Consider the following 15,119-nt stretch of genomic DNA (forward strand, 5'->3'; position numbering starts at 1 on the left):
ATGATAGATATGCAAGGGATATTAAGTGAATACTTACCACTGCAGTTGATTAACTTTGGTGATGTGTATGCACCAGAAAATCATCCGGAAGCTTGGTTAGATGAGTATGATTTTTCATGGCGTCCCATTGTGGATGGCAATGAAAGTGAGCCCCAAATTTATTTAGGTGATACACCAATGCGCTTTTCTGTTGAAGAGAAAAGACATAATAAAGCCAGCCATATTAAACAGGAGTTAGGTGATCGACTATTGAGGTTACCGCCAGTATCCAGCTGTTGGGGCTCAGGTTCGCTTATGTTGTATAGTGAGCTGGCAGATAAATTAACCTTTACTCCTATTTTGGGTGTAACTAAAACACCGGCCACACTGGTTGATGCCGCAGGAGATGAGCGTGAGGGTTTTACTGCACTTTCATTCCATAAGATCTTTTTTCATCAACGAGTGAATCTGAGACTGGCAGGAGTGCCAATACAGCAGAGGCCAATAATCCGTATTCTGCTGAAGGGCAATTCAGATACTTATTTAGTTCATAAATCGATATTAGATGATTGGCAGAAAGCTGGTGTTGAAACCGTGTGCTATGACATCAAAGAAAGCCATCAGTCATTTAATTTTCTGTGTAATCTGAAGATGTACTATGGTTCGGTAGCTAGCCTAGATTATGGAAACTTAGATGACTTCCAAAACGGGAAAAATCCGCTATTGGACGGCTATTTTTTGTTTGATGATGATAATAATTGATTTGTCGGTATCTAATTAGTGATGATTCTTTTGGACTCTTTGGCCAACATTGAGATTTAAGTTGACCACGGAGCCCAAAATAGACACCTCAGAAACGTCCTCAATTTTTGCAATAAGTTCTTTTTATGCAATAAACCTTTTTTGCAACAATTTCCTTTCAGTTTATTTCTGCCGTGCAGCATCCTGTTGTATTTCGTACGCTCGAAACCTTTCACTCAGCAAAAGTTCCAATATTGATGCTTTATGTCTTGATGTTAATAATGAGTTGTCCAAAAAAACCATTAGACTGTTCTCATGCCTTCAGGGGGAACCGCAGACTTTGCTTATTTAGAGCATTAATCGCGGTATAAGAAGAAGCTGTTTCAGGCTCATGGCGAATGGATGAAACTATATTTAAGCCAAAGGCGACTGAGCCTAGTCCTTTAGAGTGGTCGATAAGTTTAGAAACGTTGTTGATTATTATTTTAATCTTAATCGTGATGAGACCGCTACTAATAAAGCCTTATAACTTCATCTGGAGGATTGGTCTGTCACATCTCAAACTATATTTGTGATAGAACCTAATAATCCTTCTTATTAATTAATCAGAGAACATAGTATCGATGATACTAAATATTACTTTCATCTGATTGAAGATATCATCATAGAGTAATGAGAATGTTAAGATTGCATTTGCCACTTTTCTTATGTGGACTTTTAATGAGTTCATTGTCATTTGGTGCGTCATCAATGACTCTCGAGAATAACTTTTATTTAGGGGTCAAAGCGGGGTATCAATTCTCGCAAGATGATACCTATCGTTATGAAGGGGATCCTGAAGGTGGTGGTATCGCGAGTCTATTTGCAGGCTACCAAATTACTCCTCAATGGGCGATTGAAGCAGGGTATCAATATCATGCTGATTTACATGCTTCAGATAAGTCTGCTGATATCAAAGCATCAGTGATTGAAGCTGCTGTTCGTTACGATTGGTATTGGCAAGATAACATTAGCCTGTATGGTCGATTTAGCTTTGTTTATTGGGATATGGTTAAGCGTTCCTCTGATTTTCAGCAAGATGCAATCGGTTTTTCTCCATTAGGTGAAGTTGGGCTGGCTTATCAGTTTACGCCCAAATTAAAAGGCTCACTTGGCTATCAATACATTGATGAAATGGGTAATTCGAAAACACGTTACTACGACAGTCACTCAATCATGTGGAGCTTGAGTTACTTTTTTCAGTCTGACAATGCTATCGTGACAGAGTCTGTAATCATTCGCCCAGTAAAAACAGACATTATCAAACAAATAGACGATGTTGCAAACTCATGAACTGCAGAATCTTAACCATGGTTTAAAAAGCTATATTTTGAATCACCCCAATAGGAATTAGGTTTTTCAAGCCTTTTCAACTGTTTAGAATTTGTTGCTTAGTCATAAATGCCATATTTAATCAGTTTTGTGAAAATCTGTCGCCATTTTGTCGCCACATTTAAGGCGACACTTCTAGGCTAGTTAGAGGATTTTGGGTGACTACATCTTCTAGATGATCAGGGGCTAAGTGAGCATATCGCATAGTTTGCTTGATATCGCTGTGGCCAAGGATTCGTTGCAAGGCGATTATATTTCCACCATTCATCATATAATATGATGCAAATGCGTGGCGTAGTACGTGTGCTGCTTGTTGTTTTAATCGTGGTACATGCTTAACTATAAATCGATAGACTGTACTGTAGCCGATATTAAACAATGGGCCTGAACTTTCCTTGTAAATGACATCATATAGTTCTGGGTTTATTGGTACTGAACGATTCTTTTTACCTTTCGTTTGAGTAAACGTAACTTTATATTTTGTTAGCTGTACACCTGTGAGGCGAGATGCTTCACGAAAACGAGCACCTGTTGCCAAACAAAGTTTGATGATCTTGTGTATGTCGCCGTGGAACTCATGCACTTCAGACTTGAATATTAAATTTTGCATTTCTTCAATAGTTAAAAATTCCATTTCTGTTTCGTGCAATTTAAATTGCCGAACAGACTGCAGTGGGTTATCACCCTTCCATTCGCCCACGGATACCGCAGGGCATCATCGCCAAAGTACAGACCAAACCCGTTTAATCGAGGCGTTTCAAACCACAGAGCGAGCCGAGCAGCACACCAGTGAATTTGGTCTGCATGAGCTTTACACGGTGGAACACAGCCAAGAGTTCATTGGGGGAAAAAGCGCATTGAGGCGATGGGGGCAATTGATGTTTTGGCAGGCGATGCCATGAACCTCGCCACATTAGAAAGCATGCACTTGGCCAGTGGTGGGGAATGGGCGCAAGTGATTGGCCAGTTACCTGATGTAGTGGTTGGCTTGGATGACAAACTGACGGTGCTTGGAAATCAGGTGATTTAAGTTGAGAAAGACATCGAAGCCAGTGCGAAGAACATGCGTTTTAGTGCTGACCTTATCACCATGAATGGGGGCAAAGGTGTGGTGCAAGGCGATTGTATTTGTGCGTACACGGGCAAACCTCACTCTGATTTATCTTCAACGGTTAAGGCGGGTAAGGAATGGCATTAGATAAAACATCACTGACAAACAAACTCGTTAAAGAGTTACAAGCGAGAGGGTTTGAGACCAATGGCCCACACGCGAAAAGCGCCGCCATGGCCGAAGCGATTGCCCACGCGGTAATAGACGAAATCACGCAAAATGCTCAGGTCACGGTTGATGCTGGGAGCTCTGCAGGTAGCTATCAAATAAAGTGATCACCATGGCTTAAGAATAAATGATTTAAAGCGCCCAAGTCGGGCGTTTTTTTGTGATTTTTTATAGCTTTAGTCTAAAGGCTAAGAGTCTAAAAGTTAAGTATGGCAGTGCTTCAAACGGCTTTATCAGCGAACGTGTTGTTCGGAATATCTCGTTAAAGCAAGGTGAGTTAAGCAAGTTTTTCCTCTTAGAGATTTAGGCGGTATATGGAGTGATTTTTATCATAGAAAATGTTTGTCGAAACGATTAATAACTTGTTTTGTCATTAACATTTTGGTATGGCACTCTGTAAATTTGATTTTTATATATTTGTAATAATATAAGGTCTATTTGGATTCCGATTAAGAGGGCAATTTAAAAAATGATGAAATATACAATAAAAAAAATAGGGATAACTTTAATAATTATTATATACCCTACATTTGTATTCGGAGCGTTGGAACTCAATAATAGAGGATTGGAAAAAGGAAAAGTTACAGGTTTGAAGGTTAAATATGAATCATGTTCCGTGTATCAAGGCAAAAAAAAGTTAGAAGGAAATGTGATTTATTGTAATAAAGTTGATAATCTGACAGTAATATATCCATCTGAAAAATGTAACACTATTTCTAACTATCAAATGCTATCTGGTGAAAGCTATCTTACACAATTTCGTTTTGCTTGTGAGCAGTATATTGAGGCTGGTATATCAGCCAGTGTATTATCTAAAGTTAAATAAATGTTTTAACGATTTTTAACTATAAATTGAAAGTTTAAAAATGAAAGAAAGCTATAAATCAAAATATAGAAAATATGCATTAAGTCACCTAAGTGATGCTCAGGATAGTATCATTTATTGCTTGGATTTATTAAATAGCAAGAAGATTAAAAGTGCACTTATTGCTACAGGAATAGATGTGGAACCTTTACAGGTTTCAGACTTAGATATTCTTATAGAAGAATATTTTCATAGTGCAAGTAATTTGGAAATATTAGATTCAGTCAATGAGTTGAGGTATAACCTATCAAATATAATTAAAAAAATCAGGGAAAACATTATATTTATAGATGAAAATAACTCATTAAGTAACTCAATGAGCCCAAGTAGATTTATCTTAACGGAAGATGTTAAATATGACTTAAATAAAAGCGATAAAATGCTTTCAGAGGTAGTGCGAAGTATTGATCTAGTGAATAATCACATTATGGCTCTTTGTTTATTGGATCCTAATTCAAGTATTGATGATGAAGTTGTTAATTTAAATGGGACTTTAAAAAAAACTGCCGATGGTTATATTAATAAAATAAATTCTTTTGGTATGGAGTTATTTAAAAGAGCCGACTCTAAATCGAGAAGGTTGGAGGAAGACTTAGAGACGTTTAAAGGCGAGTTATCAGAAATTGAAGAAAAAATTAAAATTACAGCTCAAGATTTGATGGGAAATATTGATAAGAATTTCTCTAAACAGCAAAGTTCTAATTTAGAGGCAGTAACAAACCACGGTCGAAATTTGATTAATGAAATTCAATTATCTGCTCAGGAAGCTGCTAATAAATTTAATAGTCAGGTGGATTCACAGATATCCGAGATAGAAAATAGAATTAATATTGAAATTCAAGAATTCGATACATATAAAAAAGATATACAAGGAGTGCTTGGTGATATAAGTACTGCTCACCAGTCGAATGCAAATAGAATTCAGGCTGATAAAGAGCAAAAAGCTGCAGACTGGCTAAGAATAATCGGTGTGTCCGGTTTGATATTAGTAATAGGCTTTTCTATTTACCTATTTAATAGCTTCTTAGGTTTTTTTGGGGAAGCACAAGAAACCGATTCAAAACTAACCTTCCAATGGTTTTTGATCCGATTTTTAACTATTACATTACTAACTACACCGTTTATATATTTACTTAAAGAGTCTGCAAGCCACCGAACTAAAGAGAATGTTTACAGACAGAGAGGTACTCAATTATCAAGTATAGGTGCGTACTTATCTGAACTTAGTATAAAAGAGAGAGCTGAATTAAAAAGAGACTTAGCAAAGAATTTTTTTAGCTTTTACGATGAGAGAGATAATACTAAAAATGTACCGGACTTTATAAAAGAAGTGAAAGAGGTAATTGGAATTGCAAAGTCTTTTAACTCTTCATCTGAAATGGTACAGAAAAAAACAGAGTCTAAATGACATACTAAGTAATATACTTTCACCAATTCTACTTTGTCTTTATATAAAAGAAGGGGTTTAAAATGAGCAGCAATGTACCTAAAGTATTTATTTCATATTCACATGACAACCAAAGTCATAAAAAATGGGTATTAGAATTAGCTCAGCGTTTACGAAATGCTGGCGTCGATGCAATTTTAGACCAGTTTAGAGTCAGCCTAGGTGATGATTTGGGTCAATTTATGGAGGAGAATGTTTCGGATTCAGATAGAATAATTATGGTTTGTACAGAAACTTATGTTACAAAAGCAAATGATGGTTTAGGTAATGTTGGCTACGAAAAAATGATTATGACTTCTGAGTATATGCGTGAAGTTGACAGTAAAAAGGTTATACCATTAATTCGACAAACTGGGACTCATAATGTTCCAATATTTTTGAGCTCTCGAATGTATATAAACTTTTCTCGTGATGATGAATTTGAGTTGCAGTTTGATAACCTTCTGCGTGAAATTCATCAAGCTCCACTATTTAAAGAACCTCCAGTTGGTAATAATCATTCGAGTCAGTCATCGCCAATCCTGCTGAGAGTGTGACAGATAAAAAAATGGAACTACTTAAAACGTGGGTAAATAATTATAATGCAGGAGCTGGTATTCTAGCGTTTGAAGAGATTCATGCGTTACTTGGTTGCTCAAAAATATTTGCTGAAGTATATATATCTGAACTATGTCGAGATGGTTTCATTCAGCTCACTGGAGGTGGGTGGGCTGCAAGTGCCTATACTCTGACTGATAAAGCAAAGTTTTATGCTATCGAGCAAAACTGGATTACAGAATAACATTACAGACTCAGAGTCAAATTTGAGTTCAACGAAACTGGTGAAGTATTTCTCGTCGCCATTTTTCGCCATTAACTCTGCGTTATTATCTTAAATTGCTGTTTAATAAGGTGATTATTTATTTTGTTGGGAAAAGGGGCTTTTTCTTGTTTACTTTCTACATCGACACATTTCTGATGATTAGACAGGGTACGTGAGAGAATGAGGCAATGGTGAAAAACGTGCTCTTACAAAGTTGCTTGGTAGTTACGACAGGGTAGAATCGTTTGGTGATCACACCTATGAGAGCGAACAGCCTAACTCGTTTCTGCCCCAAAATCACTTAGATTAAATACTCTAAAGAATCAAAGTGCGTGCATTGCCCTACTAAAGCTTATTCGATTGAGTTGATAACTGTTCATTCCCGTCATAGCCGATATCTTGCAGTCTAACTTCCCTTAATGTGTCATAATTTATTGATTATCAATTGAGTTAGTATAAAAACCATTGCATTATCGAGGGATGAAAGACGACAACTTGTCATCTAATCAGCGTTAGGAGGTTTAATGGTTTCGTATCAACAAACAGAAGATTTAGCATTTTCGGCTGAGATTACTTATGTAAATATGCGCTCATACTACGAGCATTATTCTGTTGATTGGGATTGCTCAAAAATCGAAGACCAAATTCAAGATTTAGCCAATTTCGATATCCTGGTCAATGGTGAGGTAGTTGGAGCAATTCGTTTAACCTTTGATAACGACGGTTGTTATGTTCGTGACTTGCAAGTCAGCGAGAGATACCAAAATAAAGGTATTGGTGCGTTAGCACTGTCTGAATGTGAAAGGTTAGCCATTGAATCAGGCGCTAATCGACTTAAGTTACGTGTATTTAAAATCAGCCCAGCTTTTCATCTCTATGAAAGGGTTGGTTTTGTGATTGATAACGCTGATGATAGGTTTTACAGCATGTCGAGAACAATCTCCTAACCAATAATCTATACCACTTAGACTAAACACTTTATTAAGCGAATTTTTTATACCCAAGCTAAGTTCACCACTTAACGCGGCGTTAGTTGTCATGTGAGCTTGGTTGCAAATCTAAAGTTTGACTAGCTTTAAAATCTCATAAGTTGATGTATTCTTCGTCTATATTAAAAAGGAGGCATATATGTGCAAGAAGACTAATAAAGATACGGGCAAGCAATACGAAGATAAGGGAGTACCAGCCCAGGAGAATTACGATAAAAGCTCGAATTATAGTCGCGATTTTCCAACTAGTGGTACGAATAAAAGTAACAATATATCTCAATCCCAGATGACACCTCCTAGACCTAAAAGAGGGAACGGAGATAAAAAGTAAGGTAGTAACTATGTCGACTACGTCAATAACACCGTCAGAAGATGATTTTGACAGGCATTGGGACTTGCTATGGAATACTAGACTTGGTATTCGTTATCATATGCATTTACAGGCGGCATATACTCGACTAGGCAAATTTATTACTGCGTTTACATTGCTAATGAGTTCTGCCGCGTTTACAGCTGTATATCAGTCTCAATCAGCTCCCCCAGGTTTAGCGACATGGCTCATGTGTATAGCAGCTCTGCTACAGGTACTTGAACTGGTTGTTGACACAAAAGCTAAAGCTATCCTTCATTCTACGCTTAGACAAAAGTACTTGCAGCTCGAACTTTCTCTGTCAGGTCGTGATTATATCTTAGAGTCAGAGGAACTAAAGTTTAAAGAAAGCAGAATAACCATTGAAATAGAAGAGCCTCCAGTAATCAAAGCATTGATGGATAAATGCCATAATGAACTCGTAGATATATATTATGAGAAGCCAGAAAAGCATAAAGCAACCTTAACTTGGTGGGCGAAATTGAAGGCAGCTTTTTCTAGCTAGCGAAATAACAACTAACAAGCATTTAAGGCATCAAGATACTTTTTCTAATCCAGTTTTGGCACGTTAGAATCCATACTCTAACGTGCTTTTGTCCAACAGCTTCTTTAGTAGATCTTTTCGAGTATCACTCTCTAAAAATTGGCGACACAAACTCAGTGTCGCCATTTTATCGACTTTAACTTACTAAGCTGCTGATTTAAAAGGCTTGTATATATTATGAGTTAGATAACTATATTCTTATTCAAAAAATGTGGCTGTTATTAATATTGTCAAATTTTATACTAAGCCAATGCAACAGACAGTTCTGTCTATAGAAAGCACGTTTTGCCTAGATTTTCGAACCTTATAAATTTATAAATTCTGATACTTATATCCGAACCCAACGGTTCACCCTTTAAGATAAGAGAAATATTAATGAAAATTAAATTTTATTGGGAGTTTGAATTCTTCGATGAGCCATTCGCTCGTGGTATTAACGACACACCTGCTTTTAAAAACTGTGACCCATTAGTTGGTGTTTTAACGGATGATGGTGGATTGGGGTTTAAAGCAGTGATCGAAAGAGCCAAAGATGGAATTGAGGAAACTAAGAAAGTCATAGAAGGTCAACTTGAAAGGGGAGATATAACTAGTGAAACATTCTCCGCAGATATAGGCAGAGAGCTTACGGAACTTTACTTTAATTTTGATGATTCCTACAATCAATTTATTCCGACAACGATGTTTTTAACAATCCTTACAGAATGGTATGAGTTTATCAAACTTCCTCCTGAAAAAGGTGTCACTAAAACAGTAGAAGTGTAAGTGGTTTGCTGTAAAAATTAAAGATGTTATAGGGCGCTCATTTGGGCGCCTTAGTATATAGTATTCCCGACAGACTTCGCTTACCTTTCAGCCTGCTTCCACTTCCTTCAGGAGCTTTACGATTAGCTGATTTTTTGTGACTTTATAGGAAAATCTTGATTGCGCCTGAGAAGCTTATTGAATGTTCTTTTTGTTTCAGCAAATTCTTTACTTACAAGCAGGTTTACATGTTGCTTAACTTCTTGTATCGAATGAGTATTGAGTTTCTTATTTTTAATAATCTTATCAATATGTTGATCAAGTTGTTCATATGCCGATTTGCGCATTGCATCCCTTTCATTTTTATTCAAAGATTTCATACTCCCTTCCATTTGAGAAGTTAGGAAAGCATAAAGTGGTCCTGAATTCATTAAATTATCGACTTTCATGAAGCTTTTTAACTCTTCTTCAATATTATTCCTAGCTTTGCTTATTCTATCTTTAGCTTGAGTTTTATCAACTTTCTTAACTATTTCATCAGCTTTCTGGACTAAGTGTGAATTCACTTCAGAGGTTGCTCGGAAAATAACATGATTATAAAGAGTTTCATATTGTATATTACTCTCTTTTTTGGTGGGTTTCTCTGCTTCGACTAAAGTCATTTTTATGGCTTTATTGATAATATATTGATTATGTACTTTCTTCACTGCTAAGTTGATTGCTGTAAATGGTGGTTTAATTTTTTTGTTAAAAACAGATCTAATGTTAAATGAAGTATTAGCACCTTCATATTGTTGGATGAGGTGGTTTGTTTTTGAAATGGGAAAGTTGCTTTTCATAATGCCTTCAAAAATTATAATTTTTATCATTGTTGTTCTTTCAGTCATAAGATCAACTGATAATTTATGAAGTTTTATTACAGAAGGGGTTTCTGAGGTGCTGAACTCAAGGTCTCTTTCTTCATAATATGGTGCTGCCTTGCCTTACTTTGAGTTCCCCGTAAATAAATCAGTAAATTCATTGACATGGAATTCTATAAGCTTCTCCAGTAGATCTCTTTGCATATCACTTTCTAAAAATTGGTGTAATAAACTCATTGTCGCCATTTATTCGTCGATTTATCGACTTTAACTTACTAAGCTACTGGTTTGAAAGATTTGTCTATGTTGTGAGTGAGGTACTTTTTAACCGAATAAATTCAAATGGTGACAATTTAATTTCATAAAGTTAGAGGTTAATGCGTATACTAACTCAGTCCATGAAAAACAAAGTCAATTTATATGAATAATTACAGATTACACAGCTTTCTTCTTCTTAGCTCCTTGGCCTTGTCTGGGTGTAGCTCTATTGGCAGCCTTTTCTCTTCTGATTCTACTCATGATGGGATAAAGAGTGTTAAAAGTGCAGATGCAGCATCGATAGCAACATGGGTGGATAACAGTATTCTTATGCCAGTTGGATTATCTGTCAAAGACGATAATCCGCGTTACTTAACTGGCTCTGCTGATCTTAATCACGATGGAAGTGCGGAACATATTGTGCTGATGCAAGAGCCTTACTTCTGTGGTAGTGGTGGATGTGTGGCTTACATATTTGATAATGTAGGTCATGTGATCAACCGAATGACGATAACAAGAACACCGATACTGATTGCTGAAACTCGTTCAAATGGATGGCAAGATTTTATTGTATGGAGTAACGGTGCTTATCGTAAGATGAGTTTTAATGGTCAATCTTATCCAAATAATCCATCAACACAACCAACGGTGATAAGAGAGACTTCTGCTGCGATTGCAAATGTGATGGCGACAGAAGTTTACCAGCAAGATGGCTACGATATTATGCCATTGGATCAAACGATGCTTTGGACTCCGGATTATGTCTATCACTTCACTTTTAAACACCATGGTGAGCCACAAAGTCTTTACCACGCAACTGTGAATATGAAAACCAATCATGTCGATATTGAATCGACGCCAAAGTAATAACGCAAATGAAGAGGGGACTTGAAATCCCCTCGTTTTTAGTTTTACTTTTGGGCGCAGTTCACTAGCTTATTGTTAGACTTGATTTTTAATAACCCGTACATTGCTCCAGTGGCTAAACTCCCAGCACTAATTGCTCCTAAATAGGGTAAAACTGGTGAGATTGCATTAGGGATTAATAAAACAAATAACCCACCATGAGGGGCCATTAAGTTTACTCCAAATAACATAGATAGTGCTCCAGCGACTGCACTGCCTACCATACAAGCAGGAATAACTCTGAAAGGATCTTTGGCAGCAAAAGGGATCACGCCTTCAGAAATAAAACACAGCCCGAGTAAAAAAGACGCTTTGCCTGCTTCTCGCTCGCTTTTGTTGAAACAAGGTTTAGCAAGTTGCGTAGCAATACCCATTCCTACTGCGGGGACCATACCAGCCGCCATTATTGCCGCCATAGGAGCGTATGTTTGAGAAGCCAATAAACCCACACCAAATGCATACGCAGTTTTATTAACTGGACCTCCTAAATCAAATCCCATCATTGCACCCAAGACAAGCCCAAGTAAAACAGCATTGCTTGAGCTCAGATTATCGAGAAAATGAGTTAATTCATTCATTAAACCGGCAATAGGATGGCCAATGATATAAATCATACTCAGGCCAGTAATGAGCGTTGCGACAAAAGGAATGATCAACACAGGCTTCAGAGTATCTAAAACATACGGAAGTGATATTTTTTCAGCAAGGAATTTTGCGCTATAACCTGCGATAAAGCCAGCAGCGATACCTCCAAGGAAGCCAGCTCCTATTGAATGTGCTAGCATACCACCTACCATACCGGGGGCTAAGCCAGGTCTATCCGCGATGGAGTAAGCAATAAAACCGGCAAGTACTGGTATCATAAGTTCCAGAGCGGCATCACCACCGATCGTCATGAGGGCTGATGCCAGAGTGCCTTCTTGTTTAAACGCTTCAATTCCAAACATAAAAGATAGTGCGATTAAAATGCCACCCGCTACTACGACAGGGAGCATGTACGATACGCCTGTCATGAGATGTTTATTGATGCTTGCTTCTATCCTAGGAGATTTTGTAGAGCAATCTTCTGTATTAGAAGGCATATATATTTCTGCTTGTTTGAGAGCATTATTGACCTCGTCACTTGGGTTACTCAAGACAAGGTTGGTGGTGGTGAAATACAATTTTTTACCATGAAATCGAGTCAATGGGACATCAATATCTGCAGCAATGATGACGAGATCGGCTTGCTCGATTTCTTTTGGCAATAAGGTTTGCTTAGTACCAATAGAACCTCGTGTTTCTATTCGTATATGGTCGCCTCTACGTCTGCATTCTTCTTCTAGGGCTTCTGCCGTCATAAATGTGTTAGAAATCCCGGTTGGGCAAGAAGTGACCGCTACAATTTTTTTGCTGGTGGGAGTTGAGGTTGCTTCTAATAAAATTGCGGTATTAGCCACTGCCGTCTGTAGGAAAAAAGTCGCATCCTGTATAACAGAGCTAATCTCAGATTGATAAATTTGCTTGCCAACAAATCGAGAGGTATCAATAGCAACGTCAGAGGCAATGATCACTACTTCAGCTTGTGCAATATCAGTCTCAGTCAAAATTTGTGGTTGAATGAGGTTTGTCTGACATTCGATTTTTACATGCCAACCTAATTTAGCGGCTGCTTGTTCTAGCAGGCCGGCTGCAAGTATGCTATTTGCTATCCCGCTTGGGCAAGCAGTAATGATCACAATGTTTTTCATATTCCCTCGTAGAAAGTCGCTTGTCTTAAATTTTTTAAAGTAGGTGATCTGCGGAGAGGTGACTAACTTGAGTTTGTTCAAGAATAAATTTAAGTTCATTTTGGGATGTGAATCCGACACCTATTTGCGTTACAGCCAGTGCAGAAAGAGCGGTCGCAAAACGTAACAGCTTGATGGGTTCCATGGATTGTATATGCCCCCAGCAGATTCCTGCGACTAAGGAATCCCCGGCTCCAACGGTACTTACTACTGGAATCACGGGAGGTTGAGCATAGAGATACTCGTCTTTAATACGCCATATCACTCCTAATGATCCCATCGAAACTATAGTGTTTTTTATTCCAGTATGGCTTAGTTGATTTATTCCTTCTATACAGGCTTGTTTAGTGTCAAGCTCTCGACCTAAGTATTCCCCCAGCTCTTCATGGTTTGGTTTGATCAGCCAAGGTGTCGCCTTAATGCCCTCTGCTAGAGCTGATTTACTGCTATCAAACATGACTTTCTTGCCATTTATGCCTAGATGTTCAATCCAGATTGCCAATTGTGTTGGGCATACTCCCGCAGGTAGGCTGCCCGAAAAAACAAAATAATCATGATTGGACATAAGTTGATATAAAGTGTTCTCAAATTGAGCAATAGAGTCTTTTGAAATTTGTAAACCAGGGAAATTAATTTCACTCACTTGCCCATTGTCTTCGACTAGCTTGACATTAATACGTGTGTCGCCAGCAACACGAATAAAGGCATCAGTGACATTCAATTGATTAAATAACTGTTCAAAAGGCTCTGTGTTATTTTGACCTAAAAAGCCTGTAACGGTAACTTCTGCTCCTAGCTGTGCGAGGACTTTGGCAACATTAATTCCTTTACCAGCTGCATGAAAATGACTTTCATTGATGATATTCACGTTGCCTACATTGAGAGTATCCAAAGACCCAGTGAGATCTAACGCAGGGTTAAGAGTGACGGTGACGACTTTTTTAGTCGAAGTATTTGGTGTTGTTTGGCAAATCATGGTGGTGTTCCTATTCGATCGGCAAGTCCTGAAGTCATAACTTTACCAATAGATTCGATCGCTTGTTCTGCATCTTGCCCATTTGCAATAAATGTAAGATGGTGTCCTTTTTTTACTCCGAGAGAAAGAACCTTGATCAAGCTTTTTGCGTTAACTGTTTTGCTATCGTTATTGAGGTTAGTAACGTGAATGATTGAGCGAAACTTACGAGCTTCTGCCACGAGCTTTGTGTCTGGCCGAGTATGCAGCCCGTGTTTGTTTTTTACGACAAAAGTTGCACTTCTGGAGTGATTCTTTTCTCTGGACAATGTTTTCTGGGAACAGAAAAGTGACAATAGTTGTTCATCATTTGCATTCAGCAGAAGCGAATGATTCTGTTCAAAAATAAGAGTAGAAATAACATCTAGAAACTTCTTATGGTTACAACTGTTTGCAGCAAAGGCGATTAATGCTTTGACCGTTTGGTTTTTGTAGGTAAACGACTGTTGACTAGTAATCAATGCAAATCCTGTTTGTATGACATGCTTATTGGTGCCAATAATCCATATCCCTTTACCTAAAGGGGATGGTATTTGTGATGTCAATTCTGAGGTAAATATTGAGTCACCACACCCTTTATTTTTTAGTAAGCCTGCTGCCGCTGCAATGAGCTCAACCATGTTGGTGGTAGGAAAATTTTTCTGAATTAGACTTTTATCAAATAGAATATCTCGTTGATTATTGCCTTGAAAAAGTTCAATCACGTCCTGTTTATTGCTTAAGGTTCGAATCTTTTGCTGAATAGCCTCGCTACCAAGCACTCTTGTAAGCTGCTTTAAAATATCTAAATGTTCATCAGAATTAGCGGTGATACCAATCACGATGTATACAGCATGACCATTATCCCATTCAACACCTTCTGGGTAGTGGTGTATGACGACAGAAGTTTCTTTTACTAGGTTTCTCGTAGAAAGGGTTCCGTGAGGTATAGCAATGCCTTTACCTAAATAGGTTGAACACTGAGCTTCACGTTTTAGCATGGCATTAATATAGAAAGATTCGACAGCCCCTTTGGAAACAAGAGAATGGCCGATCTGCTTTATTGCATCACATTTGTTTTCTGCATTTTGATTAAGAAATATGTCACTTTCGTTTAATTTGAGCATGGAAATTTCAACGCCTAAAGGTTTTATTTTTTTTTTGCTCATTAATAAGTCACTTTGACGGAGTCCGTTTCATT

General features: G+C 37.7%; 18 protein-coding genes. 13 read left to right on the forward strand and 5 right to left on the reverse strand.

Going from position 1 to position 15,119, the window contains the following annotated elements:
• Window positions 1–741, forward strand: coding sequence for a hypothetical protein (locus VSA01S_RS11120; protein WP_039982234.1), 741 nt, complete (start codon window positions 1–3; stop codon window positions 739–741).
• 699 nt (window positions 742–1,440) lie between these two features.
• Window positions 1,441–2,052 carry an outer membrane beta-barrel protein gene (locus VSA01S_RS11125; RefSeq protein WP_158000789.1) on the forward strand — a complete coding sequence of 204 codons (612 nt, stop codon included), beginning with the start codon at window positions 1,441–1,443 and terminating at the stop codon, window positions 2,050–2,052.
• A gap of 160 nt (window positions 2,053–2,212) precedes the next feature.
• On the opposite strand, the gene VSA01S_RS11130 is transcribed toward VSA01S_RS11125, so the two are convergent.
• Complete coding sequence (locus VSA01S_RS11130) at window positions 2,213–2,791, reverse strand: tyrosine-type recombinase/integrase (protein WP_227739644.1); 579 nt, start codon at window positions 2,789–2,791, stop codon at window positions 2,213–2,215.
• 165 nt (window positions 2,792–2,956) lie between these two features.
• Between VSA01S_RS11130 and VSA01S_RS20000 the strand changes: the two genes are divergently transcribed.
• From VSA01S_RS20000 to VSA01S_RS11170, 10 genes are all read left to right on the forward strand, one after another.
• Window positions 2,957–3,121 carry a hypothetical protein gene (locus VSA01S_RS20000; protein WP_158000790.1) on the forward strand — a complete coding sequence of 55 codons (165 nt, stop codon included), beginning with the start codon at window positions 2,957–2,959 and terminating at the stop codon, window positions 3,119–3,121.
• Between the two features lie 33 nt (window positions 3,122–3,154).
• The gene (locus VSA01S_RS20475; RefSeq protein WP_258007730.1) at window positions 3,155–3,289 is read left to right on the forward strand and encodes a hypothetical protein; all 135 of its coding nucleotides are present in this window, start codon (window positions 3,155–3,157) and stop codon (window positions 3,287–3,289) included.
• Window positions 3,280–3,477 carry a hypothetical protein gene (locus VSA01S_RS11135; RefSeq protein ID WP_039982237.1) on the forward strand — a complete coding sequence of 66 codons (198 nt, stop codon included), beginning with the start codon at window positions 3,280–3,282 and terminating at the stop codon, window positions 3,475–3,477. The genes VSA01S_RS20475 and VSA01S_RS11135 overlap by 10 nt, the downstream gene beginning before the upstream one ends.
• 362 nt (window positions 3,478–3,839) lie before the next feature.
• On the forward strand, window positions 3,840–4,196 hold the full coding sequence (locus VSA01S_RS11140) for a hypothetical protein (RefSeq protein WP_039982238.1): 357 nt from the start codon (window positions 3,840–3,842) through the stop codon (window positions 4,194–4,196).
• 40 nt (window positions 4,197–4,236) lie between these two features.
• Window positions 4,237–5,643: a hypothetical protein gene (locus VSA01S_RS11145; protein ID WP_039982239.1), complete on the forward strand. Its 1,407-nt coding sequence runs from the start codon at window positions 4,237–4,239 to the stop codon at window positions 5,641–5,643.
• A 62-nt stretch (window positions 5,644–5,705) separates the two neighbouring features.
• Window positions 5,706–6,218, forward strand: a complete 513-nt coding sequence (locus VSA01S_RS11150) for a toll/interleukin-1 receptor domain-containing protein (protein ID WP_083932289.1) — start codon at window positions 5,706–5,708, stop codon at window positions 6,216–6,218.
• Window positions 6,219–6,229: 11 nt separating this feature from the next.
• Window positions 6,230–6,463 carry a hypothetical protein gene (locus VSA01S_RS20195; RefSeq protein WP_083932290.1) on the forward strand — a complete coding sequence of 78 codons (234 nt, stop codon included), beginning with the start codon at window positions 6,230–6,232 and terminating at the stop codon, window positions 6,461–6,463.
• Window positions 6,464–7,008: 545 nt separating this feature from the next.
• On the forward strand, window positions 7,009–7,431 hold the full coding sequence (locus tag VSA01S_RS11160; protein WP_039982240.1) for a GNAT family N-acetyltransferase: 423 nt from the start codon (window positions 7,009–7,011) through the stop codon (window positions 7,429–7,431).
• 383 nt (window positions 7,432–7,814) lie between these two features.
• Window positions 7,815–8,348: a hypothetical protein gene (locus tag VSA01S_RS11165; RefSeq protein WP_102857659.1), complete on the forward strand. Its 534-nt coding sequence runs from the start codon at window positions 7,815–7,817 to the stop codon at window positions 8,346–8,348.
• A 414-nt stretch (window positions 8,349–8,762) separates the two neighbouring features.
• Entirely contained in the window at window positions 8,763–9,152 is a 390-nt protein-coding gene (locus tag VSA01S_RS11170; RefSeq protein ID WP_039982242.1) for a hypothetical protein, read from the forward strand.
• A 122-nt stretch (window positions 9,153–9,274) separates the two neighbouring features.
• On the opposite strand, the gene VSA01S_RS11175 is transcribed toward VSA01S_RS11170, so the two are convergent.
• On the reverse strand, window positions 9,275–10,000 hold the full coding sequence (locus VSA01S_RS11175; protein ID WP_039982243.1) for a hypothetical protein: 726 nt from the start codon (window positions 9,998–10,000) through the stop codon (window positions 9,275–9,277).
• 411 nt (window positions 10,001–10,411) lie between these two features.
• Here VSA01S_RS11175 and VSA01S_RS11180 point away from each other — a divergent pair, with 411 nt between their 5' ends.
• Window positions 10,412–11,116, forward strand: a complete 705-nt coding sequence (locus VSA01S_RS11180; RefSeq protein ID WP_039982245.1) for a COG3650 family protein — start codon at window positions 10,412–10,414, stop codon at window positions 11,114–11,116.
• A gap of 44 nt (window positions 11,117–11,160) precedes the next feature.
• On the opposite strand, the gene VSA01S_RS11185 is transcribed toward VSA01S_RS11180, so the two are convergent.
• From VSA01S_RS11185 to fruB, 3 genes are read right to left on the reverse strand one after another with little or no spacing between them, the layout of a single operon-like run.
• The gene (locus VSA01S_RS11185) at window positions 11,161–12,885 is read right to left on the reverse strand and encodes a PTS fructose-like transporter subunit IIB (protein WP_039982247.1); all 1,725 of its coding nucleotides are present in this window, start codon (window positions 12,883–12,885) and stop codon (window positions 11,161–11,163) included.
• Between the two features lie 34 nt (window positions 12,886–12,919).
• The gene (gene pfkB, locus VSA01S_RS11190; protein WP_039982248.1) at window positions 12,920–13,900 is read right to left on the reverse strand and encodes a 1-phosphofructokinase; all 981 of its coding nucleotides are present in this window, start codon (window positions 13,898–13,900) and stop codon (window positions 12,920–12,922) included.
• A complete protein-coding gene (fruB, locus tag VSA01S_RS11195; protein WP_227739645.1) occupies window positions 13,897–15,087 on the reverse strand; it encodes a fused PTS fructose transporter subunit IIA/HPr protein in 1,191 nt (396 codons plus the stop codon). The genes pfkB and fruB overlap by 4 nt, the downstream gene beginning before the upstream one ends.
• Between the last annotated feature and the right edge of the window lie 32 nt (window positions 15,088–15,119).

It is taken from the genome of Vibrio sagamiensis NBRC 104589 (assembly GCF_007990935.1).
GTDB classification, from domain to species: Bacteria; Pseudomonadota; Gammaproteobacteria; order Enterobacterales; family Vibrionaceae; genus Vibrio; species Vibrio sagamiensis.

Coding starts and splice junctions, on each gene's coding strand:
- VSA01S_RS11120 (WP_039982234.1), top strand. CDS start 1: ATGATAGATATGCAAGGGATATTAAGTGAATACTTACCACTGCAGTTG.
- VSA01S_RS11125 (WP_158000789.1), top strand. CDS start 1,441: ATGAGTTCATTGTCATTTGGTGCGTCATCAATGACTCTCGAGAATAAC.
- VSA01S_RS20000 (WP_158000790.1), top strand. CDS start 2,957: ATGGGGGCAATTGATGTTTTGGCAGGCGATGCCATGAACCTCGCCACA.
- VSA01S_RS20475 (WP_258007730.1), top strand. CDS start 3,155: ATGCGTTTTAGTGCTGACCTTATCACCATGAATGGGGGCAAAGGTGTG.
- VSA01S_RS11135 (WP_039982237.1), top strand. CDS start 3,280: ATGGCATTAGATAAAACATCACTGACAAACAAACTCGTTAAAGAGTTA.
- VSA01S_RS11140 (WP_039982238.1), top strand. CDS start 3,840: ATGATGAAATATACAATAAAAAAAATAGGGATAACTTTAATAATTATT.
- VSA01S_RS11145 (WP_039982239.1), top strand. CDS start 4,237: ATGAAAGAAAGCTATAAATCAAAATATAGAAAATATGCATTAAGTCAC.
- VSA01S_RS11150 (WP_083932289.1), top strand. CDS start 5,706: ATGAGCAGCAATGTACCTAAAGTATTTATTTCATATTCACATGACAAC.
- VSA01S_RS20195 (WP_083932290.1), top strand. CDS start 6,230: ATGGAACTACTTAAAACGTGGGTAAATAATTATAATGCAGGAGCTGGT.
- VSA01S_RS11160 (WP_039982240.1), top strand. CDS start 7,009: ATGGTTTCGTATCAACAAACAGAAGATTTAGCATTTTCGGCTGAGATT.
- VSA01S_RS11165 (WP_102857659.1), top strand. CDS start 7,815: ATGTCGACTACGTCAATAACACCGTCAGAAGATGATTTTGACAGGCAT.
- VSA01S_RS11170 (WP_039982242.1), top strand. CDS start 8,763: ATGAAAATTAAATTTTATTGGGAGTTTGAATTCTTCGATGAGCCATTC.
- VSA01S_RS11175 (WP_039982243.1), bottom strand. CDS start 10,000: ATGATAAAAATTATAATTTTTGAAGGCATTATGAAAAGCAACTTTCCC.
- VSA01S_RS11180 (WP_039982245.1), top strand. CDS start 10,412: ATGAATAATTACAGATTACACAGCTTTCTTCTTCTTAGCTCCTTGGCC.
- VSA01S_RS11185 (WP_039982247.1), bottom strand. CDS start 12,885: ATGAAAAACATTGTGATCATTACTGCTTGCCCAAGCGGGATAGCAAAT.
- pfkB (WP_039982248.1), bottom strand. CDS start 13,900: ATGATTTGCCAAACAACACCAAATACTTCGACTAAAAAAGTCGTCACC.
- fruB (WP_227739645.1), bottom strand. CDS start 15,087: ATGAGCAAAAAAAAAATAAAACCTTTAGGCGTTGAAATTTCCATGCTC.